The organism is Gordonia jacobaea, assembly GCF_965344965.1.
Taxonomy (GTDB): Bacteria; Actinomycetota; Actinomycetes; order Mycobacteriales; family Mycobacteriaceae; genus Gordonia; species Gordonia jacobaea.
This window is the reverse complement of the sequence record NZ_CBDRLS010000003.1, coordinates 193,625-214,527: the sequence shown is the minus strand read 5'-3', so window position 1 is coordinate 214,527 and position 20,903 is coordinate 193,625. Positions and strand designations below refer to the sequence as shown.

Sequence of the window (20,903 nt, the reverse complement as noted above, 5' to 3'; positions counted from 1 at the left end):
AACACTCGAACACTGGAAATCGGCTGACAGTCGGTGCTAGCCGATCGCCGTTTCCGACGACCGCGACAGCGCGAGAAGTCGCGACGTCGCACGGAGATACTTCTTGCGGTACCCGCCGGCAAGCATCTCGTCGGTGAAGATCTCGTCGAGCTTCCCACCCGACACCGTCACGGGGATGTCGGCGTCGTAGAGCCGGTCGGCGAGAACGACCAGGCGCAGCGCCACCGATTGATCCTTGGCCGGATGCACGTCACGGATACCGACAAGGGACACACCGTCGACCAGCGCTTTGTACTTCGACGGATGCAACGTACTCAGGTGCTCGCAGAGGGCGTCGAAATCGTCGAGGGTCGCGCCGGGCGTCGACTCGACGAGAGCGACGAGGTCGGCGTCGCTGCGCGGGTCGGGTGCAGGCGGGAGGTCGCGATGACGGTAGTCGGGTCCGTCGACTCGGATGGTGTCGAAGACGGATGCGAGCTTGCGGATCTCCCGCAGGAAGTCCTGTGCCGCGAAGCGCCCCTCACCGAGTTGCCCGGGCAGCGTGTTCGACGTCGCGGCGATCGACACACCCTGCGCGGTGAGTTCGGCGAGCAGTCGCGAGATCAGCATGGTGTCGCCGGGGTCGTCGAGTTCGAACTCGTCGATGCACAGCACCGAGTGGTCGGACAACCGCTCGACGGCCTGCATGAATCCGAGCGCGCCGACGAGGTGCGTCACCTCGACGAACGTCGCGAACGACTTGGGTTCTGGCATCGCGTGGTAGATCGACGCCAACAGGTGCGTCTTGCCGACGCCGAACCCGCCGTCGAGGTAGAGCCCGACGCCCTGCTGTTGCTTGTTGCGGGAGAACAGTCCCTTCTTACCGCCCCTGACCTTGCGTGCGCGCGTCACGAAGTCGCGAGCGGCGTCGACGGCCTGCGACTGCGTAGGCTCGTTCGGGTCGGGGATGTAGGTGTCGAAGCTGACCTCGTCAAAGGTCGGTGGCGGCACCATCTCATCGATAAGAGCGTCGGGAGACACGACCGGATTGCGGTCGACAAGACTGGCCACCATACCGGGAGCCTAGCGATAACCATCGGAGGGACGAGATGCTCTACCTGCAGAAAGCGACCCAGGTCACATTATCTCCCGACGACGACGTCGACGGGATCGCCGATCTGTACGCCTATCCCACCGACCTCGACGGCCCGTGGCTCAGAGCCAACATGATCTCCACGCTCGACGGCGCGGCGTCGTTTCAGGACAAGTCCGGGGGGCTCGGCGGCGCGGGCGACAAAGCCGTCTTCCGGGTCCTTCGTGGATTGTGCGACGTCGTCCTCGTCGGCGCCAGAACAGCGATCGACGAGGGCTACGGCCAACCACAACCCGACGCTTCGTTCGCCGCGCGCCGATCAGCCGCAGGCCAGACCCCCGCTCCTCGGCTCGCCCTGGTCACCCGGTCGCTGACGGTCGACCCCGACTTCGCTCCGCTGAGCGACCCCGCCACCGTCGTCATCACCACATCCCAGGCCGACGCCACCCGTCGCGCTCGCCTCGTCGACGCGGGTGCGACTGTCGTCGATTGCGGTGACGACGCCCTCGATCTCCACCAGGTGACCGACTACCTCACGGCGACCGGCAGCCCACGCATTCTGTGCGAGGGCGGCCCGAGCTTGCTCGGTTCGTTCGTCGACGCCGATCTCGTCGACGAGCTGTGCCTCACTGTCAGCCCCAACCTGGTATCCGGCGACGCCCCACGTATCTCACACAGTGATCGCGACGCCGCGACGCTGCACCAACTGCGGCTCGTGCACCTGCTGACCGACAACGACGGCTACGTCTTCAGCCGGTGGAGCCGTTGACTACGCTCGCCCACATGCGATCTGCGCGAGGCCGACACGGAGACCCCCGGCGACCCCGTCACTCCTGGAAAGTCGTGATCGGTGTCGTCTCCGCACTCGTAACGGTGCTCGTCGTGTCGTCATGCGCAGTCGGCCCCGACACCGGACCGGGGTTGGTACCCGCGGGCGATGGCGGGGGCAACCAGTCTCCGGCGTCGTCGAGTGCCGTGCCACAGATCCCCGCACTGCAGAAGCCGCGCAACGAATTCGATTGGCGCGAGTGCGGCAGCCGGGTCGCGCGGGACTACTCGACGTCTGCGCCGAGTGGCGTGACCATCGAGTGCGCCACTCTGCCCTCGCCCATAGATCCCGACCGGCCCGGCGACACCATCGAAGTCGCGTTGACGCGCGCCCGGGCAGCCGACACGCCCGCCGACGCTGCGCCTCTGGTGTTGACGTCGGGCTCCGACCTCCCGTCGTCGCGCACACTGCTGCTCCTCGCGGGCGGCGCGGGCAAGAAACTCCTCGCCAGCAATCCGGTGGTCGCAGTCGACAGGCGCGGGATCGAACGCAGCGGGGCACTCGACTGCCTGACGCGCGACGAACGCACGACGATCCGGAACAACGGCCTCGACGGTGGGTCGTCGGATACGTCTGCGCGGCTGACGCGACTCTCCGCCGCAGCGTCGTCCGCGGCCGATGGCTGCACCGAGACGCTGACCCCCAACCAACTACACTTCGGCATCTCCTACGCCGCCTCCGATCTGGAGTCGCTGCGCGAGCGATGGGGAGTCGACAGGCTCGGGCTGATCGGCGTGGGCGAAGGGTCCGATGTGGTCATCGCGTACACCGCCCAATACGGCGGCCGGACCGGGCGCATCATCCTCGACACGCCGACACCCTTCGGTGCGAACGCTCGTGACACCGCTGCCAGCGGGGCGACCGGAGTCCAGGCCGCGTTGCGAACCTTCGCCCAGCGCTGTTCCTCGTTGCCCTCCTGCGCCTTCGGGGCCAACGGAACCCAGACGATGCAGAGCGTGCTCGACAAGGGACGCAACGGTCAGCTGGGCGGCATATCCGACACCGATGCGCTCGCCGCGATCACCACGGCGCTCGCACTCGCACCCAACAACCCCGACGGAATCAACTCGGTGGCATCGGCCATCGCCTCCGCCGACCGCGGCGACACCCGCGCGCTAGCCGGATTCGCCGACGACGCTGCCTCGTTGCGCGAGTCCGACGGGCAGCTCGTGGCAGCCTGCAACGACGTCTCCGGACCGATCGGCCAGAACGAGATCCCCGGCCTCGCAACGACCTGGAGCAAACAGAATCCGCTCACCGGAAACAACTCGGCACTGTCGCTCGGTAGGTGCCTAGGCTGGGCGTCGACGCCCGTGGTCAATCCGCCGAACTCGTACCCGGTCCCGCCGCTGCTGCTCAACGGCACCGGAGACCCGGTCAATGGTGGCGGCGGCATCGCGACGGTCAACACGTTGCTGACCAAGGCGGGCGCAGACTCAGTCAGCGTGACGTGGGAGGGCCTCGGCTACTCGGTGCTCGCCCGCAGCGACTGCGCAGCCGACGCGGTCTCCGATTACATCAGGCAGGCACCGCTGAGCGGACCGTCAGAACGCGGCTGCCCGACCTGACCGAGTCCCGCCGAACCCATCACAGGATTCCGCCGCAGGCACGGCGGGGCCGACGCGGTGTCGGACACCACTCGTAGTACGGTTCGCGGGTGGCCTCTCTCGACAGGATTCTCTACCCGCAGATGACGGTGCAGCGGATCATCCCGCTGGTGCTGTGGCCGCTCACGATCATGACGGCGATTCATCGGTCGGTGATTCTCGCCATCAACGGCGACCGGACCGACGACTTCACGCCCGTCTACCAGGCCGCGTTGCGGTTCATGAACAACCAGCCGGTGTACAACGAGAACCTCAACACCGTCGACCCGCACTATCTGTATCCGCCGTCCGGGACGTTGTTGATGGCACCGATCTCGGTGCTCGATCCGCAGACCGCGCGCTGGACCTTCATCGGGGTCAGTGTGCTCGCGCTGGTGATCTCGGCGCTTCTTCTCACCAAGCTCTTCGGCTACTCACTCAAGTCGTGGGTCTTGCCGACCATCCTGTTCTTCTTCTTCATGACGGAGTCGACGGCCCACACTCTGATCTTCACCAACTTCAATGCTTTTGTGCTGCTCGGCATGTCGGCGTTCATGCTCCTGATGATGAAGCGTCAGGATTGGTGGGCCGGTGTACCGATCGGGCTGACGATCGCCGTCAAACCGGTGCTCGCCCCCCTCCTGCTGCTCCCGCTGCTCAACCGCCAGTGGCGCATCCTGGTCACCGGAATCGGCGTCCCGCTGGTCCTGACGATCATCGCGTGGCCGCTGTCCGCGGATCCGGGAGCCTTCATCGACCGAACCCTCCCCTACCTCGGCGAGGCGCGCGACTACTACAACAGCTCGATCGCGGGCAACGGAGCCTACTTCGGTGTGGCGCCGTGGCTGGTCCTCGTTCTTCGCATCGCGTTCGTCCTGATGGCCGTGTTCTCGCTGTGGTTCCTGTACCGCTACTACCGCACGACCAACGAACTGCTGTGGCTGACCACATCGTCGGGCGTGCTGCTGACCACCACGTTCCTCGTGGGCGCGCTCGGTCAGGGCTACTACTCGATGCTGCTGTTCCCGTTGATCATGACCGTCCTGATCCCGGGCTCGACCATCCGCAACTGGCCGGCATGGCTCGGGATATACGGCTGCATGACCTTCGACTCGTTCTACTCACGCGAATGGACGGCCTTCGGCTGGATGCTCGAGTACAACAAGGTCACCTACGGCTGGTCTCTGCTGATGATCGCCGTGTTCTGCTCACTGCTGTTCCGCTATCTCGACGTGCGTCGAGCCCGGATCGGGAGCGCCGAGGTTTTGCCGGCATAGTGTGAGCGCGGAACGGAAGTCCTCAACCGCGCCGTCACTCAGTCCCGTGACCATCCGTTCCTGTAGTGCAGCGACCGGGCCACGACAGTCCTCCAACACCTTTCGGCCACGGGCAGTGAGCGAAAGAACGAGCCTGCGACGGTCTTTGGCGTCTCTGTGCCGTTCTATCAATCCGCTGTCGGACAGTGCGGTGACAATGTCTGCCATGCTTTGTGCAGTGACGAACGAGCTGCGAGCCAGCCGCGCCGACGTCATGTCCGGGCTGCGCTCCAACACGGTCATCGCGGTGTACTGCGTGGTCGTGAGGCCGAATGGGCGTACCACGTCGTCGAGTTGAGCACGTACAGCCAATTCAACCTGCTTGACCTGATATAGCAGGCTCGGTTCTCGACTCATGGTCACAGGGTAGTGAGACCGCGCCATGGCAGGTCAGCTCAGCCCGAGAACTCCGGCTGCTGTCAGTTTGAGGATTCGCTCGTGCTTGTCGGCGTCAATCGGGAGCAGTTCAAAGTCAGTCAACCACCTTTCGGGCGTGATGAGCGGGTAATCGGTACCGAACATGACCTTGGTGCGGAGCAGCCCATTGGCGGCCTGAATCAGTTCCGGCGGAAAGTATTTGGGTCGCCAGCCAGAAAGATCGATAAAGACATTGGCCTTGTGTGTCGCCATCGAGATCGCCTCTGCCTGCCACGGGACCGACGGATGCGCCAGAATGACGGTGAGATGCGGAAAATCGGCGGCGACGTCGTCGAGGAGAATCGGGTTCGAGTAGCGCAGTTTGATACCGCGTCCCCCCGGAAGTCCCGCGCCGATACCGTTCTGACCCGTGTGGAACAGCGCGGGTACCGCCAACTCCTCGATCGCTTGCCAGAGCGGATAGTACCGAGAATCCGAGGGATCAAAGGCCTGCACGCTCGGATGGAACTTGAAACCACGAACCCCGTGATCGATCACCAGGTGCCGAGCGTGCTCCACAGCCTCGGCCCCTTGATGCGGGTCGACAGAGCCGAACGGAATCAGGACGTCGGCGTGCTCGGCTGCCTCGGCTGCAATCTCTTCGCTTGATAACGCTGGATGCCCCATCGCAGTAGTCGCATCGACGGTGAAGATCACTGCGGCCATTCCCGACGAGCGGTATCGGGCGGCGAGGTCGGCCACCGTCGGCGTGCGGTTCTCACTTCCCCGGAAGTATGCCTCAGAGGCCTCCATCAGCTCACCATCGAGGGAGAGATGGCCGTGATCGTCTTGCTCTACGTGCACATGCACGTCGATCGCGCGCAGTCCGGGCAGGTCAATGTTGGGTTCGTAGCGTTTCACCGCGTCCTCTTTCGATCGGGAACGCATCAATTCTCCAGATGCGTTGTGTGGCAATTGAAGTGCCTCAAGCCTCATCCGCAAGGCCAGAACGAGTCTTGAGCACGAGGAGTTGGCGTAGCGCCTCGTCACGGCGTTCCCGCACCTGCACCTCCTGACCGTCGAGTTCTGCTTCCACCCCGCTGACCAAGCGGTCTACCAATGCACGGTCGAGTATTGGACTGCCGAGGTCATCCCACCACTCCACCATCGGGGGTCCTAAATGGTCGAGTACATGACGCAATCCACCAGCGCCTCCGGAAAGGTGTTGCGTGGCAATCGGTCCCAGCAATGCCCACCGCAATCCAGGACCGTAGGCGATCGCTTCGTCGAGGTCCGAAACCGACACGACGCCCTGCCCGATCAGGTGGTAAGCCTCTCGCCACAATGCCGCTTGCAGCCGGTTGGCGACGTGCCCCGGAAGTTCCTGTCGCAGCCTGATCGGACGCTTTCCGAGGCTGGCCAACACTCGCATGGTCTTCTCCACTGCCCACTCGTCGGTGGCCTTACCCCCGACGACCTCGACCAAGGGGACAAGATCCGGCGGGTTGAACGGGTGCGCCACCACCACACGCTCGGGACGGGTGCAGTCACCCTGGATCTCACTTGGAGTGAAACCCGACGAACTGCTGGTCAAGACGGTCTCAGGGGGCGCGGAAGCATCCATCGCCGCAAATAGCGTTCGCTTGACGTCGATGCGTTCGGGTCCCGCCTCGAAAACGATGTCCACGCGGCGCGCGGCGTCGGCGGCGTCGTCAACGTAGGTCACTGTCGACCACTCGCCCACCACAGATCGGACCCGCTCGGGCGTCGCGGGGTCAGGATCGGCAACCACGATCGGAATCTGTTGGCGGGCGAGCAACTTGATCCAGCTCAGCCCGATCGCGCCCGCACCGACAACGCCGGCGGCCCGGATTTCCGCGCTCATCGGGTCAGCTCCTTGGAGAGCTCGACGAACGGATCAAGTGACGTTGGATCAGCCAGCGCGTCCGGCGCTGCGACCTCGCTGAGCGCCGTTCCCGCGAGAATGCGCTTGGCAGGAACCTCCAGCTTCTTCCCGGTGCGATTCCTTGGGACAACGTCGATTTCGTGAATCTCGTCCGGAATGTGCCGCGGCGAGAGCGATGTGCGTAGCTCACGCGAGATACGCTGCTTCACAGCATCATCGAGGGTCGCTCGCACGGCTGGCACAACGAACAGCAGGAGTCGACCGTTCCCACCTTCCGGGTCCTCGAGGTGCACTACGAGACTGTCGCGCACCTCGGGCATCTCTTCGACGACACGGTAGAATTCTGCCGTCCCCAGTCGGACGCCACCGCGATTGAGCGTTGCGTCGGAGCGCCCAGTAACCACACAGCTACCGTCGCCCGCAAAGCTGATCCAGTCTCCGTGACGCCAGATGCCTGGCCACCGGTCGAAGTAGGTCGATCGGAGTTTGTCACCGTCGTCGTCGGCCCACAACCGGACCGGCATCGACGGCATCGGTTCGGTGATCACGAGCTCGCCATCGCTGTCGAGGACCGGCTCGCCTGCGTCGTCGAACGCGTATGCCGCGACGCCGAGCGCCCGCCCAGAGATCCGACCTCGGATGACCGGAAGTAGCGGATTGCTCTGCACGATGCCCGTACACACGTCAGTGCCACCAGAACCCACATTGAGTACTACATCGGGACCCAACTGCTCATAGATCCAATCGAAGCCTTCAGGGGGCAGCGGAGAACCTGCACAACCGACAGTCCGGACGGACAGCTCCAGGCCTGCGAGCTCGATACCCGCTGCGCGGCAACCCATCACAAATCCGGGTGCAGCGCCCATCATTGTTGCGCCGGTCTCCTCGGCGAGTTCCCACTGCCAACGCAGGCCCGGATGGGCCGGATTGCCATCTATCATCACGATGCTGGAGCGGGTGAGAAGCGCCGACACAAGTGCGTTCCACATCATCCACGCTGTCGTGGTGAACCACAGCATCCGATCTCCCGGATGGAGGTCCCAGGACAGCGCATCATTCTTTAGGTGTTCGAGGAGCAGTCCCCCGTGGCCGTGAACGATCGCCTTCGGCTTTCCTGTCGTCCCCGAGGAAAACAGGACAACCAGGGGATGGCCGAACGGAACCGGCTCGAATTCGAGTGTCGCGTCTGACTCTTCCGCGAGCAAGCCTGTCCACGACAGGCTGTCATCTACCCGATACGGCCCGTATTCGATGTCGATCACCGTACGCACGCTGTGCAACTCAGAGCGAATCGTCGCGACGTTTTCCGTCAGGGCGATGTCCTTGTCGCCGAACCGATATCCGCCAGCGACCAACAATACAACGGGCTCGATCTGTCCGAAACGATCAATGACGCTGCGCGCCCCGAACTCGGTTGCGCATGTCGCCCACGTCGCACCGAGACTAGCTGTCGCGAGAAAAGCGACGAGAGTCTCGGGAATGTTGGGAAGGTAACCTACGACGCAGTCTCCTTTCTTCACTCCCAGCTTCCGCAATACTGCACGCGCCATGGCAACCTGGGCTCGCAGCTCGCCAAAGGTCAGATCGATATTCGACCTAGTCTGCGAACGGCCAAGCACTGCAACTGAATCCAGATCAGCATCGGCCCCAACCATGTGCTCCGCGTAGTTGAGCGTCGCGCCTGGAAACCACTCGACATTCGGCATGGTTTCGGTCGTGCGAACGGACGAGTAGGGGGTGTGACTGCGTATCGAAAAGAACTCCCAGATTGCCGACCAGAAACCGTCAAGATCATCCACCGACCACTGCCACAAACCCTGCGCCGAGCTGAACTCCAGACCTCGGTTCTCTCGCAGCCAGGCCATGAACCGGCCTATCTCGGTCTGGTCAATACTGTGTGCAGTTGGTGCCCAAAGAATGTCGAGTTCAGTTGTCATGGTCGTCACGGAAGTTCCACCTTCGCAGTTCGTCCGGCAAGGAAGTCCTGCATGCGGTGTTTGGCGTCGTCAGTTCCCTGCGCAAGCGCCGCCATCATCGACTCCATGAGGTACCCCTCGCGAGGGTTTGCCTCGGCAATCAGCGGGAGAGCCCGCGTGATGGCGAAATTGGTTTGCTCCGCGTTCTGCGCGATACGGCCGGCGAGTTCGACGGCGAAGTCAAGACCCGAATCGTCGTCGACAACATACTGACTCAACCCGATCCGCTCGCCTGTCTGCGCGTCGTATCGCCGTCCGGTAAGCATCATGTCCGTCATGCGCGACACTCCGATAAGCCGCGGTACACGCACAGATGCACCACCGCCTACGAACAGCCCGCGCTGCCCTTCCGGAAGCGCGTAGAACGTCGACTTCTCGGCCACCCTGATGTGAGCGGTTGCGGCGAGCTCCAGGCCGCCACCAATGACGGCACCTTTGAGTACCGCGATGACGGGCACTGGTCCGTCCTCGATCTCCGCGAAAGCGCGATGCCACATCTGAGAATGGGCTATCCCCTCGATCGCGGAACGGTCCACCATCTCGGACAGGTCCAGTCCTGCACAGAAATGGTCGCCCTCCGCGGTGATGACGACGGCACGTACGTCGGCGGGCAGATTGCGAAAGAACCCCTCGATTCCGACGATCGTCTTGTCATCGAGAGCGTTTCGCTTCTCCGGGCGTGCCAGGTGGAGAACAGCAACGTTGTTTGCGACTCGCAGACGCAGCGTGTCGGGCAAACTCAAACTCATCAGGTCTCCTTATATTCAGGTTTCCTGAGTATCAGTTACGTGTTGGCTTTAGTCAAGAGACCAACGACGTACCGTTGAGTCATGACATCTGAGACTTCTGGAAAGTCGGCTTCCGAGAGCCCCGAGCAGCTGGCGAACCTCACCGACGACCAATGGCGTGAGCGCCTCACCCCGCAGGAGTTCCGCGTGCTGCGGCAGGCGGGCACCGAAGCGCCGTTCGTCGGCGAGTACACCGACACCAAGACCACCGGCGTCTACCGCTGCCGGGCGTGCGGTGCCGAATTGTTCCGCAGCGACCAGAAATTCGATTCCCACTGCGGCTGGCCGTCGTTCTTCTCACCGTTGGCGGGCGACGCGATCATCGAGCGATCCGACGACTCGCTCGGGATGCGACGCACCGAGGTGCTGTGTGCCACCTGCGGCTCGCACCTCGGCCACGTCTTCGCCGGCGAGGGCTACGACACCCCGACCGACCTGCGGTACTGCATCAACTCGATCAGCATGACGCTGGAGCCGGACGAGAGCTGACCGGTCGGGCCGATCAGCAGCCGAGCTGATCGGCCAGGTCGTCGAAGCCCGTGGCGCGGAGGTCGTCGAGGGGATTCGGGGTTTCGTCCTTGTGTACCGGACCCCACTCGCGGGGACGTTCGATATAGGCGGTGCGCAGTCCGCACGCGCGAGCCGCGTCGAGATCCCACGAGTGAGTCGCGACCATCAGGACGTCCGACGGCTCCACCTGCATGAGGCGCGCGATCCCGAGGTAGACCTCTGGCGATGGTTTGTAGTGCCGCCACAGGTCAGCTCCTCCGAGGAAGTCCCAGTCGAATCCGTTGTGCTTGGCCATCTCGGCGAGTAGCGCCACGTTGCCGTTGCTCAACGCGGAGACGACGAACTTCGACGTCAGGCGGCGAATCCCGTCCGCGGCGTCGGGCCAGCCCGGGATGACGTGCCAGGCGTGGACGGCCGTGTCCAACTGCGTCGAAGTCGCCGTGATGTCGTACGAGTCCCGCAGCAATGCGTCCAATGACTCGCGGTGTAGATCGTCCAGCAGTGTCCACTGCCTGGCACCCGATTCGATCTGCTCCAGCGCCGGCGCGTAGGTGTCTCGCCAGTCGCGCGCGAGCTGCGAGCTGTCAACAGTCGGAAACTGTTCGGCCAGAACGGCGCTCACACCCGAATGCCAATCGGTGACGGTGCCGAAAGTGTCGACGGCCAGGACCTTGACCACGTGCCCTCCTTGTTCGGGAATTAAGGCAGCGCGTCGACGAGGTCGACGACCTCGACGCGTGGTCCCGTGAAGAACGGAATCTCCTCGCGCACGTGACGGCGAGCCTCGGTGGCGCGCAGATCGCGCATCAGGTCGACGATCCGGTGCAACTCCGGCGCCTCGAAGGCGAGCAACCACTCGTAGTCTCCGAGCGCGAACGACGCGACCGTGTTGGCCCTGACGTCCTTGTAACCACGAGCAGCCTTGCCGTGTTCCGCGAGGATCGCCCGACGCTCCTCGTCGGGTAGCAGGTACCAGTCGTAAGAGCGCACGAACGGGTAGACGCAGATGTACTTCCCGGCTTCTTCACCGGCGAGGAAGGCAGGCACGTGACTCTTGTTGAACTCTGCCGGCCGGTGCAGCGCCGCTGCGCTCCACACCGGATCGCACGCCTGGCCGAGCAGCGTCTCGCGACGGAATCGGCTGTAGGCGGCCTGCAACTGCTCGATGTGCTCGGCGTGCCACCAGATCATGAAGTCGGCATCTGCACGCAGTCCCGACACGTCGTACACGCCGCGCACGACCACGCCCTCGTCCTCCAGCGACTTGAAGAAGTCGGTGGCGTCCGACTTGGCCTGGTCACGGTCGTCGCCGAGCTCGCCAGGGCGCACAGCGAATACCGAGAACATCAGGTAGCGGATCGTCGAGTTCAGGGCGGAGTAGTCGAGGCGGCTCATGAGATCAATGGTGCCACCGGCGCGCGTCCGCGAACCGGGCAGGGTGGTCTCGACTCGGGTGCTCGCTGGCGCTCACGCCCGCTCGACCAGCGGGGTTAGGCCTCCAGGTCGCCGAGCAGGCGTTCGACGGCCCTGCCTGCCTGACCGATGCACGCGGGGACTCCGACACCCCGCACCGCGTTGCCCGCAAGGGCGAGCCCGGCGGGCAGCGACTCCTCGACCTTCGCCATCGTCGCGAGATGTCCTGGCGCGTAACGCGGTAGCGTCCATCGCTGCACGAAGGTGTCGACGACGCGTCCCGTCAACGGCTCGATGCCTGCCGCCGCACACACACGATCGAGATCGGCCAGTGCCCAGTCGCGCAGGCGTTCGTCGATCCCTGGCTCGACGTCCTCGCCGGGAATCGGCTGCCCGTATCGGCCGAAGGACGCACGCACCGACAACGCCCCGCCGGGCTCGCCGAGATGCGCCCACTTGCGTGAGCTGAGCGTGAAAGCCTTGGCGCGCAGGTGTTCTCCCGTGGCGACGAGCACCCCGGAGTTGTCGGGAAGTGCGGTGTCGGGCGCCAGCGTGATGGAGACGACCACCGATCCCGCCCGCTCGACCGCCAGCAACGTCGACGCGGCGTCGGGCACCTCACGGCGGAGCATGTGTCCCGTCGTCCACGCCGGCGTCGACAGGACGACGCCGTCGTAGCTCGCGCCGGCACCGGCCGGGCGATCGCCCGTGAACAGTGCCCATCGCGAGCCGTCGCGTCGGATATCGGTCACCGCCGCGCAGGGGCGGAGGTCGGGTCGCGCGGCGTCGAGCAGCGCTTCGACGAGGACTCGATACCCGCCGACCAACGTTCCGAAGACCGGCCCGGTCGCGGTCGGGTTGGCCAGCAGGGCGCCGACCGCGGCCGTCAGACTCGGCGCACCCGCATCGAGCTGTGCCGCCAAAGCCGGAAGCGCTTCGCGCACACCGATATCCGCGGCCAGGCTCGAATACACCCCGCCGAGCATCGGGTCGACGCTGCGCGACACCACCGACGGACCGAACCGGTCGGCGACAAGATCTCCCACCGAGACGTCGGCACCGGGAGCCCATTCCAACCGACGGTCGGGTTCGGTACCCATCCGCTCGAGATCTGCCCGATCGACCAGGTCGGCCACCGCGTCGGGCGTTGCGGGAATCCCCATCAGCGCGGGGCGGGGCATGTCGTGCAATCGGCCAGACGCCCACAGTGCGGGTCGACGCCCGGTCGGCGACACCACCCGATCAGCCAGTCCGAGCTCGGTGACCAAACCTAGCGCCTCTGGCCGTCGCACGATGAACGCCTCAGCGCCCACATCAACGAGCACCGACCCCCGACCGTCAGCACCGACGTCGACCGTCTTGAGAATTCCGCCCGTCCGCTCCCCCGCTTCGTACAGGTCGATACGTGCGTCGGGACCGAGCTGCTGCCGCAGCCGGAATGCCGCGGTGAGACCCGAGATGCCCGCTCCGACAACGGCGACGTCGATGGTCATGTCCTCACCTCGCGAGCGTTCAGATCGAATGGACCAGTTCGACGGTCCGCGTGATCACATCCGGATCGGTTCCCGGCAGCACACCGTGCCCCAGGTTGAAGATGTGCCCGGCCGCGCCGTGCACGACTGCACGCTCCCCCTCGGCGACGATGCGTCGAACATGTTGGTCGACCGCCGTGTCGCCGGCGAAAAGCACTGTGGGATCGAGGTTTCCCTGCACTGCGACTCGTCCGCCGACCCGGCGCGCGGCATCGTCGAGGGGTACGCGCCAGTCGACGCCGATCACGTCGGCTCCGACCTTGGTCATGGACTCGAGCAACTCCCCTGTCCCGACACCGAAGTGGATGCGGGGCACGCCGAAATCGGAGACCTCGGCCAGCACGCGCGCACTGTGCGGCGCGACGAACGTCCGGTAGTCGGCATCCGAGAGCGCACCGGCCCACGAGTCGAAGAGCTGGATCGCGTCGACTCCGGCGTCGAGCTGGGTGCGCAGGAAGGTGATGGTGATGTCGGCGAGACGCCCCATCAGCGCATGCCAGAGCTCCGGATAGGAGTACATCATCGACTTGGTGATGGTGTAGTTGCGGCTCGGTCCGCCCTCGATCAGATACGAGGCAAGGGTGAACGGCGCACCCGCGAATCCGATGAGTGCGGTCTCGTCGTCGAGTTCGTCGAGTATCAACCCGATGGCCCGTGCGATCGCACCCACCGATTGGGGATCGAGGGCTGGGAGGTGTGCCACGTCGTCGACGGTCCGCACCGGATGCGCGATGACCGGGCCGGTACCGGCCACGATGTCGAGGTCGACTCCGGCGGCCTTGAGCGGCACGACGATGTCGGAGAACAGGATTGCGGCGTCGACGTCGTGGCGCCGCACCGGTTGCATGGTGATCTCACAGACCATCGACGAATCGAAGCACGACTCGAGCATCCCGTGATCGGCACGAATGGCACGGTATTCAGGCAGGGATCGGCCGGCCTGCCGCATGAACCACACGGGGCGACGTGTGGGCGTGCCGCCGGTCGCGGCAGCGATGAGCGGCATCTGGGCATGATTTCGGCGCGTGCGGGCAGGGTGTGACATCACCAATCACTCTGCCATGTGCGACAACGGCGCAGGCCGACCAGGTCGGCGTTACTCTGAGAGCTCCCCGACTACCCGACACACCGCCGACCCGACACACCGCCGACCAAGGCCCCCCTTGCCCGGCGCGCCTCCCGTCGGCCACGCCTACCTCACTCTACCGTCGAGATGTGACCTCCTCTGGAGCTCCGACGGAGCCTGCTGACTTCCGCACCGCGGTCGAGTCGCTGCACACCGCCCAGATCCGACGCGATATCGAGGTCGGGCCGATCCGTCCCCCGCAGCGACTTGCCCCGTACAGCTACGCCGTAGGCGCCGAGGTGCGCGTACCCGATATCGACGACGACGTGCCGGTCGACTCGTCGGGAAGCGCATTCGGCCGATTGGTCCTGCTCTACGACCCGGCAGGCCAGGACGCCTGGAACGGCACCATGCGCCTCGTCGCCTACATCCAGGCCGAGGTCGAGGCCGCCCTTGCGATGGATCCACTTCTGCCCGAGGTGGCGTGGAGTTGGCTGTCCGATGCGCTGGGCGCAGACGTGGGTTCGACGTCGAGCGACGGCACCCAGATGTCGCGGACCGGCGAACCGATCGTCGTCACAGCGCTCGGCGGGACGGTCACGTCGACGACGTCGGTGCGCTACGGCGACATCGCGGGACCGCCCAGGGCACATCAGCTCGAACTACGAGCATCGTGGACCGCTCCCACTGCCGACGGCCTCGGCGGCCATCTCGAGGCGTTCTGCGAGGTGCTCTCGTCGGCTGCGGGTCTGCCGCCGGTCGGGATCACCGAACTCGGCTCGGTGTGAGTACATCGAGATGAGTACGTCCGACGATCGGCCCGCCGACTCCGGCACCGAGGTCGTTGCAGAGCCGGCCGTCGAACCATTGCTCGCACCCTCCGACGGTGTTCCGCCCGTGTTGTCGCGCGCGGCGGAGTTCGCCGACGCCGCCGAACGCCTTGCCGCGGGAACCGGCCCTATCGCCGTCGATACCGAGCGCGCCTCGGGTTATCGATACTCGCAGCGGGCGTACCTCGTTCAGTTGCGCCGCACGGGTTCCGGGTCGTTTCTGCTCGATCCGATCAGCGAGCCCGAGGCACTCGCCCCGGTGATCGAGGCCCTCGACGGCCCGGAATGGGTGTTGCACGCCGCCGATCAAGATCTGCCCTGCCTGCGCGAACTCGGTTTCCGCTGCGAGACGGTCTTCGACACCGAACTGGCCGGGCGCCTCCTCGGGGAGCCCAAGGTCAATCTCGCAGCGATGGTCGCCACCTATCTCGGACTCGGCCTCCAAAAGGGCCACGGCGCCGCGGACTGGTCGCGCCGACCGCTCCCCGACGATTGGCTCAACTACGCCGCGCTCGATGTCGAAGTGCTCGTCGAATTACGCGACGCCGTGCAACAGGCGCTGGTGGAACAGGGGAAGGACGAGTGGGCGCGCCAGGAGTTCCGCTACGTTCTCGACCGGCCGGCCCCTGCCCCACGCGTCGACAAATGGCGTAGGACCGCCAATGTGCACACGGTGAAGAGCAGCCGATCGTTGGCTGCGGTCCGCGAGTTGTGGACTGCCCGTGAACAACTCGCTCAGCGTCGTGATGTCGCACCCGGCCGAATCCTGCCCGATTCGGCCATCGTCACCGCAGCCAACGCCATGCCTACCTCGGAGGCGGAGCTGACCCGACTGCCCGTGTTCGGCGGCCCCAGGCAACGCCGTCAGGCCGGGATCTGGCTCGGCGCGATCGATCGCGCGCGTAGCCTCCCCGAATCCCAACTGCCGTCGAAACGCGGTCCGACAGTAGGACTCCCACCTATCAGCAGGTGGGAACAGCGCAACCCCGACGCCGCCGCGCGCATCGCGCAGGTCCGTCCGATCGTCAAAGAGATCGCCGAGAGCAACAACCTGCCCGTCGAGAATCTCCTCGCACCCGACCTGGTACGCCAACTCGCCTGGGACGGAGTGGCTTTGCCCGCGACACCGGACGCCGTCGACGCGTACCTCGCGGCGGGCGGGGCCCGACCGTGGCAGCGCGACCTGACCGACGTTGCTCTTGCCGATGCGTTGAACGCAGACCCGACGACGGCACAGTCGGGCGACTAGCGCTACTCCGGTTGGTCCACGTCGCGACCTGGGTTCATTCGATTGACGAGATCCAAACCCTCACGCGCCCAATCTATTTCCATGTTCGCTTGCGCTATCATGCCGTCGTACATGTGCACTTTGTACGCGATTATTCGCTCTCGATCTGACTGAGGTGCACTTTCTAGTCGACGACTGATGGCTGGGTCGGTGCCCGCCTTGATTCCGTCGCGTATGACAGTAAGCAATTCGACCTGACGAGCATGGTGAGCAGCGTGAGCAAGCAGGATCTGCCGAGCCGACTCGGGACTTGCCCATTCAAAATAGGCCGCTTGAGTGCGATGCACATCGCGGGTCGGCGAGTAGCCGAGTGGCGTGTTCACCCAGACACGAAAGCTCTCCACACCCGCGTCGGTGATTCGGTACTGCGTTTTCGTGCTGTTTGGTCCCCACCGAACCTCTTCGCCGACGAGAAGGCCCTCACGCTCCATCCGGCGCAGTTCGGGGTAGATCTGTGAATCCGGCGCACTCCAGACATGCCCGACTGAAGAGCTGAAACGCTTCGCGGCGTCGTATCCAGTCAGCGGACCAGCAGTAAGCACCGCCAGAAGTGCATATCGCAAGCTCACGACTCTCCTTACCCGCAGTGTCCGGCCACGGCTCTTGCGAATAACTATAGCCATAGTTATCGTGTGTCTCACATCACCTAATAACTATGATGATAGCTATTCCACAGCCTGGAAGGACGATCCCTTGACCGATCTAGGACCGGGCGGCGCGACCGCCAAGAACATGGAGTTCCCGCTCAACGCGTGGTACGCAGCGGCGTGGGACCACGAGGTCAACTCGTCGTCGCTGCTACCTCGCACCATCGCAGGCACTCCGATGACCCTGTATCGCACCTCAGATGGACGACCAGTTGCACTTGCGGATGCCTGCTGGCATCGACTCGCGCCTCTCTCGATGGGCAAGCGCATAGGCAACGACGAGGTTCAGTGTCCCTATCACGGCCTGCGATTCAACTCAGCGGGGCGATGCACGCAGATGCCAGCTCAGGAAACAATCAATCCCTCAGCAATGGTCGCTTCCTACCCCATAGAGCAGCGCTATCGCTACCTCTGGGTGTGGCCGGGAGATCCGACGCTTGCGGACCCCGCAACAATTCCTGATATGCATCAGATGGATTCCCCCGAGTGGGCAGGTGATGGACTCACTATCGATGTCCAAGCGAACTATCAGCTTGTTCTCGACAATCTGATGGATCTCACACACGAGGAGTTCGTTCACTCCTCCTCGATTGGGCAGGACGAACTCAGTGAATCCGACTTCGAAGTCACCCACACGCACAACACCGTGACCGTGAGCCGGTGGATGCACGACATCGACGCACCACCGTTCTGGCTCAAGAACATGCGCGACAAGTTCCCCGGTTTCGAGGGCAAGGTCGACCGTTGGCAAATCATCGAATTTCAGGCGCCGGGTACGATCTGCATCGACGTCGGAGTTGCGAAGGCAGGCAGCGGCGCCCCCGAAGGCGACCGAAGTCATGGCGTCAACGGCTACGTAATGAACACAATCAGCCCCGTGGACAAGCGGACGGCACTGTACTTCTGGGCCTTTATGCGGAACTACTGCCTCGATAGCCAACTCATCACCACGCAACTACGCGATGGTGTACACAACGTCTTCGGAGAAGACGAGGAGATGCTGACCGCCCAGCAGCGGGCGATCGAAGCAAACCCCGACCATGAGTTCTATAACCTGAACATCGACGCTGGCGGAATGTGGGTCCGGCGCATCATCCAGCGAATGATCGAAGCAGAACGTTCGACCGTCGCAAACATCGATGCACTCGCAAGCGGATCGGTGAGATAGCGTGACCGACAACAAGATCACGTGGATGTACGGGCGAATTAGCTCGACACGTCCGGCTGCCGACGGGATTGCACAGATCACCATCGAGACCGAACAGTCGCATCGTGCCGAGCCCGGTTCGCATATCGACGTCCGGATCCCCGACGGAACAACTCGGTCGTATTCCGTAGTGTCAGGCAGCGCCGACGGCCGAGCAGTGACGATCGGGGTACGACTGTCGCCCACAAGCAACGGTGGCTCGACCTTCATGCATGACTTGGCGCCGGGTGACGACGTCAATGTCACTGCGCCACTGCAGAATTTTCCATTGAGGGTCGGCGCACGGAGATATGTACTCCTGGCAGGCGGCATTGGTATCACGGCCATCGCGGCAATGGCTGCGGTACTACGTCGCGTGGGCGCCGACTATCGCCTCGTCTACGTTGGGCGTAGACGGTCAGCGATGGCATTTCTCCCCGAACTGGTTGCGCTGCACGGAGACCGCATTGATGTGGCCGTGGACGATGAAGGCTCCGGCCTCGATGTGACCTCACTTATCGCAGCGCTCGGCACCGGCACGGAACTCTATATGTGCGGCCCGATCCGCCTGATGGATGCGGTGAGACGCTGCTGGCTCGACCACGACCTGCCGGTTACCGACCTGCGTTACGAGACATTCGGCAACAGTGGATGGTTCGACGCTCAGGAGTTCGTCGTGTCAATCCCCAAGCTCGACCTGACGACGACCGTCAGCCCGGGCGACTCGCTACTCGCCGCTCTCGAGAAAGCCGGCGCAGACATGATGTTCGACTGCAGAAAGGGCGAATGCGGACTCTGCCAGGTCAAGGTTGTGGCAAGCGACGGCACAATCGACCACCGCGACGTCTTCCTGAGCGAGAAGCAGAAGTCGGCGGACGACACGATGTGCTGCTGCGTGTCCCGAGTCGTCTCCGGCGGCCGCCGTGCAAGCGTGACACTCGAAATTCCCTGACCCGCTCCACTATTGACGATCGCCGCACCCGAAATCGGGTGCGGCGATTTCTATGCGTGCGCCCTGTCCGTACTTGGCGCGCATTCGTGAGACCGATACAGCAGTACCGCCACCGCGAGTGCGGTGGCGGTACTGCCAGACGTCATGCGTCGGCCTCAACTACGAAGTGGACTCAGAACGGATAGCTCGCCAACGCCGACTGCGCAGTGACCCACTGGGTTTCAGTGAAGGCGTCGAGATTTGCGCCCACTCCGCCCACCCTGCCTCCATTGCCAGAGAAGCCTGTACCACCGAACGGGATCACTGCCTCGTCGCTGACGGTCTGATCATTGATGTGAACAAGCCCGGTCGGGATCCGGTCGGCCACCTCCAAGGCGCGGAGTCCGTCTGCCGCCAGAATCCCGAGCGATAGCCCGTACTCGCAATCGTTCGCGATCGCGATAGCCTGATCGATATCCGCGAACGACACGATCGGCGCGACCGGACCGAAAACCTCCTGCGCAAATGCAGGCGCAGATGTGGATACGTCGGTAAGAACCGTTGGCCTATAGAACAACTCATCGTAGGTTCCGCCAGCGAGCACACGTGCACCGGAATCGATGCTCGCGGACACCAGGGCATGCACCCGGTCACGTTGTCCGGCATCGATCAGCGGTCCCAGGGCCACCTGTTCGACGAACGGGTCGCCGACCGGTAGGCGCGACGCGTGCTCAGCCAGCGCGGTCGCGTAGTCGGCAGCGACCGACTCGTGCACGATGTGTCGGCCCACTGTCATGCAGATCTGTCCCTGATGCATAAATGAACCGAAGGAACCAATGGACGCAGCCTTCTCGATGTCAACATCGTCAAGGATGATGAGCGCGTTGTTGCCACCGAGTTCGAGGTGAGCACGTTTGAGGTGACGGCCCGCCAGCTCTCCGATCGCTCGTCCAGCCGCGGTTGAGCCGGTGAACGCGATGACCCGGACATGCGGGTGCACAACCAGTGCCTCGCCGACGTCGGCGCCGCCGGGCAAAACACTCAGTAGCCCTTCCGGAAGCCCGGCTTCCTCGAAGATCCGTGCGAGTACGACACCCCCACAGAGCGACGTACGCGGATCCGGTTTGAGCACAACGGCATTACCGAGAGCGAGTGCTGGGGCCACGGCTCGGATCGACAAGATCAACGGAAAGTTGAAAGGTGCGATTACACCCACCACACCAACCGGCATCCGCCGCGAATAACTGATCCGCGGTTGCTCCGAGCGCAGTACCTCGCCGTACGGATGTGCGGCGAGCGCCGATGCTCCGTAGCACTCCTCTGCGGCGACGTGCGTTTCGAGTTCGGCCTTGGCTGTGATCGCGCCGCTCTCCCGAACGATCCACTCGTTGATCTCGTCGGCATGTTCCTCAAACAACAAGCCGGCCCGTCGGAGGACCGCGGCGCGGACCGTATACGGGGTGTTGGCCCACTCCCGTTGCGCAACTGCAGCCTTCGCCACAGCAGCGTCGACGTCCGCGGGACTGGCACCTCCGACAGTGCTCAACTGCGCGCCAGTAGCAGGCTCGACGACCGGAAGATCCTTACCACTTCCCGGGTTCCACGTGCCGTTGAAAACTGCCGATTCCCACACCGGCTTCTCCAGTAGTTCAGTCATATTGTTCTCCTTC

20 protein-coding genes are annotated in these 20,903 nt (G+C 64.1%); 8 read left to right on the top strand and 12 right to left on the bottom strand.

Annotated features, from left to right (window positions below):
- Nucleotides 1–36: 36 nt before the first annotated feature.
- Nucleotides 37–1,053, bottom strand: a complete 1,017-nt coding sequence (zapE, locus tag ACRVY7_RS11795; protein ID WP_005201904.1) for a cell division protein ZapE — start codon at nucleotides 1,051–1,053, stop codon at nucleotides 37–39.
- Nucleotides 1,054–1,088: 35 nt separating this feature from the next.
- Between zapE and ACRVY7_RS11790 the strand changes: the two genes are divergently transcribed.
- The 3 genes from ACRVY7_RS11790 (at nucleotide 1,089) to ACRVY7_RS11780 (ending at nucleotide 4,764) form a co-directional block, all read left to right on the top strand.
- Complete coding sequence (locus tag ACRVY7_RS11790; RefSeq protein WP_431817192.1) at nucleotides 1,089–1,841, top strand: pyrimidine reductase family protein; 753 nt, start codon at nucleotides 1,089–1,091, stop codon at nucleotides 1,839–1,841.
- Between the two features lie 14 nt (nucleotides 1,842–1,855).
- Complete coding sequence (locus ACRVY7_RS11785) at nucleotides 1,856–3,469, top strand: alpha/beta hydrolase (RefSeq protein WP_431817191.1); 1,614 nt, start codon at nucleotides 1,856–1,858, stop codon at nucleotides 3,467–3,469.
- A gap of 89 nt (nucleotides 3,470–3,558) precedes the next feature.
- Complete coding sequence (locus ACRVY7_RS11780) at nucleotides 3,559–4,764, top strand: glycosyltransferase family 87 protein (RefSeq protein WP_431817190.1); 1,206 nt, start codon at nucleotides 3,559–3,561, stop codon at nucleotides 4,762–4,764.
- Here the strand turns inward: ACRVY7_RS11780 and ACRVY7_RS11775 are convergent.
- The 5 genes from ACRVY7_RS11775 to ACRVY7_RS11755 all read right to left on the bottom strand — a co-directional run bounded on the left by ACRVY7_RS11775 (nucleotide 4,696) and on the right by ACRVY7_RS11755 (nucleotide 9,791).
- Nucleotides 4,696–5,160, bottom strand: a complete 465-nt coding sequence (locus ACRVY7_RS11775) for a MarR family winged helix-turn-helix transcriptional regulator (protein ID WP_083444290.1) — start codon at nucleotides 5,158–5,160, stop codon at nucleotides 4,696–4,698. The two genes, ACRVY7_RS11780 and ACRVY7_RS11775, sit on opposite strands and share 69 nt — an antisense overlap.
- A gap of 33 nt (nucleotides 5,161–5,193) precedes the next feature.
- On the bottom strand, nucleotides 5,194–6,060 hold the full coding sequence (locus ACRVY7_RS11770; protein WP_431817508.1) for an amidohydrolase family protein: 867 nt from the start codon (nucleotides 6,058–6,060) through the stop codon (nucleotides 5,194–5,196).
- An 85-nt stretch (nucleotides 6,061–6,145) separates the two neighbouring features.
- Nucleotides 6,146–7,045: a 3-hydroxyacyl-CoA dehydrogenase NAD-binding domain-containing protein gene (locus ACRVY7_RS11765; RefSeq protein ID WP_431817189.1), complete on the bottom strand. Its 900-nt coding sequence runs from the start codon at nucleotides 7,043–7,045 to the stop codon at nucleotides 6,146–6,148.
- Nucleotides 7,042–9,003 (bottom strand): acetoacetate--CoA ligase, encoded by a 1,962-nt coding sequence (locus ACRVY7_RS11760; RefSeq protein ID WP_431817507.1) that lies wholly within the window; start codon nucleotides 9,001–9,003, stop codon nucleotides 7,042–7,044. The genes ACRVY7_RS11765 and ACRVY7_RS11760 overlap by 4 nt, the downstream gene beginning before the upstream one ends.
- Nucleotides 9,004–9,008: 5 nt before the next feature.
- Nucleotides 9,009–9,791, bottom strand: coding sequence for a crotonase/enoyl-CoA hydratase family protein (locus ACRVY7_RS11755; RefSeq protein WP_152929976.1), 783 nt, complete (start codon nucleotides 9,789–9,791; stop codon nucleotides 9,009–9,011).
- 81 nt (nucleotides 9,792–9,872) lie between these two features.
- On the opposite strand from ACRVY7_RS11755, the gene msrB reads away from it, so the two are divergent.
- The gene (gene msrB, locus ACRVY7_RS11750; RefSeq protein ID WP_431817188.1) at nucleotides 9,873–10,319 is read left to right on the top strand and encodes a peptide-methionine (R)-S-oxide reductase MsrB; all 447 of its coding nucleotides are present in this window, start codon (nucleotides 9,873–9,875) and stop codon (nucleotides 10,317–10,319) included.
- Between the two features lie 13 nt (nucleotides 10,320–10,332).
- Here the strand turns inward: msrB and ACRVY7_RS11745 are convergent, their stop codons facing one another.
- From ACRVY7_RS11745 to hemE, 4 genes are all read right to left on the bottom strand, one after another.
- Nucleotides 10,333–11,019, bottom strand: coding sequence for a haloacid dehalogenase type II (locus tag ACRVY7_RS11745; protein WP_431817187.1), 687 nt, complete (start codon nucleotides 11,017–11,019; stop codon nucleotides 10,333–10,335).
- A gap of 20 nt (nucleotides 11,020–11,039) precedes the next feature.
- Nucleotides 11,040–11,735, bottom strand: coding sequence for a hydrogen peroxide-dependent heme synthase (gene hemQ / locus ACRVY7_RS11740; RefSeq protein ID WP_049697214.1), 696 nt, complete (start codon nucleotides 11,733–11,735; stop codon nucleotides 11,040–11,042).
- Nucleotides 11,736–11,830: 95 nt separating this feature from the next.
- Complete coding sequence (gene hemG, locus ACRVY7_RS11735) at nucleotides 11,831–13,246, bottom strand: protoporphyrinogen oxidase (protein ID WP_431817186.1); 1,416 nt, start codon at nucleotides 13,244–13,246, stop codon at nucleotides 11,831–11,833.
- A 19-nt stretch (nucleotides 13,247–13,265) separates the two neighbouring features.
- On the bottom strand, nucleotides 13,266–14,291 hold the full coding sequence (hemE, locus tag ACRVY7_RS11730; protein WP_431817185.1) for a uroporphyrinogen decarboxylase: 1,026 nt from the start codon (nucleotides 14,289–14,291) through the stop codon (nucleotides 13,266–13,268).
- Nucleotides 14,292–14,500: 209 nt separating this feature from the next.
- Between hemE and ACRVY7_RS11725 the strand changes: the two genes are divergently transcribed.
- Both ACRVY7_RS11725 and ACRVY7_RS11720 read left to right on the top strand, forming a co-directional pair.
- Nucleotides 14,501–15,139 carry a DUF3000 domain-containing protein gene (locus ACRVY7_RS11725; protein WP_431817184.1) on the top strand — a complete coding sequence of 213 codons (639 nt, stop codon included), beginning with the start codon at nucleotides 14,501–14,503 and terminating at the stop codon, nucleotides 15,137–15,139.
- 10 nt (nucleotides 15,140–15,149) lie between these two features.
- Nucleotides 15,150–16,430, top strand: coding sequence for an HRDC domain-containing protein (locus tag ACRVY7_RS11720; protein ID WP_431817183.1), 1,281 nt, complete (start codon nucleotides 15,150–15,152; stop codon nucleotides 16,428–16,430).
- 2 nt (nucleotides 16,431–16,432) lie between these two features.
- On the opposite strand, the gene ACRVY7_RS11715 is transcribed toward ACRVY7_RS11720, so the two are convergent.
- Nucleotides 16,433–17,038 carry a PadR family transcriptional regulator gene (locus ACRVY7_RS11715; RefSeq protein WP_431817182.1) on the bottom strand — a complete coding sequence of 202 codons (606 nt, stop codon included), beginning with the start codon at nucleotides 17,036–17,038 and terminating at the stop codon, nucleotides 16,433–16,435.
- 124 nt (nucleotides 17,039–17,162) lie between these two features.
- Between ACRVY7_RS11715 and ACRVY7_RS11710 the strand changes: the two genes are divergently transcribed.
- Together ACRVY7_RS11710 and ACRVY7_RS11705 are read left to right on the top strand one after the other, a co-directional pair.
- Nucleotides 17,163–18,284, top strand: a complete 1,122-nt coding sequence (locus ACRVY7_RS11710) for an aromatic ring-hydroxylating dioxygenase subunit alpha (protein WP_049697208.1) — start codon at nucleotides 17,163–17,165, stop codon at nucleotides 18,282–18,284.
- Nucleotide 18,285: 1 nt separating this feature from the next.
- Complete coding sequence (locus tag ACRVY7_RS11705) at nucleotides 18,286–19,254, top strand: PDR/VanB family oxidoreductase (protein ID WP_431817181.1); 969 nt, start codon at nucleotides 18,286–18,288, stop codon at nucleotides 19,252–19,254.
- Nucleotides 19,255–19,426: 172 nt separating this feature from the next.
- On the opposite strand, the gene ACRVY7_RS11700 is transcribed toward ACRVY7_RS11705, so the two are convergent.
- The gene (locus ACRVY7_RS11700) at nucleotides 19,427–20,890 is read right to left on the bottom strand and encodes a benzaldehyde dehydrogenase (protein WP_049697207.1); all 1,464 of its coding nucleotides are present in this window, start codon (nucleotides 20,888–20,890) and stop codon (nucleotides 19,427–19,429) included.
- Between the last annotated feature and the right edge of the window lie 13 nt (nucleotides 20,891–20,903).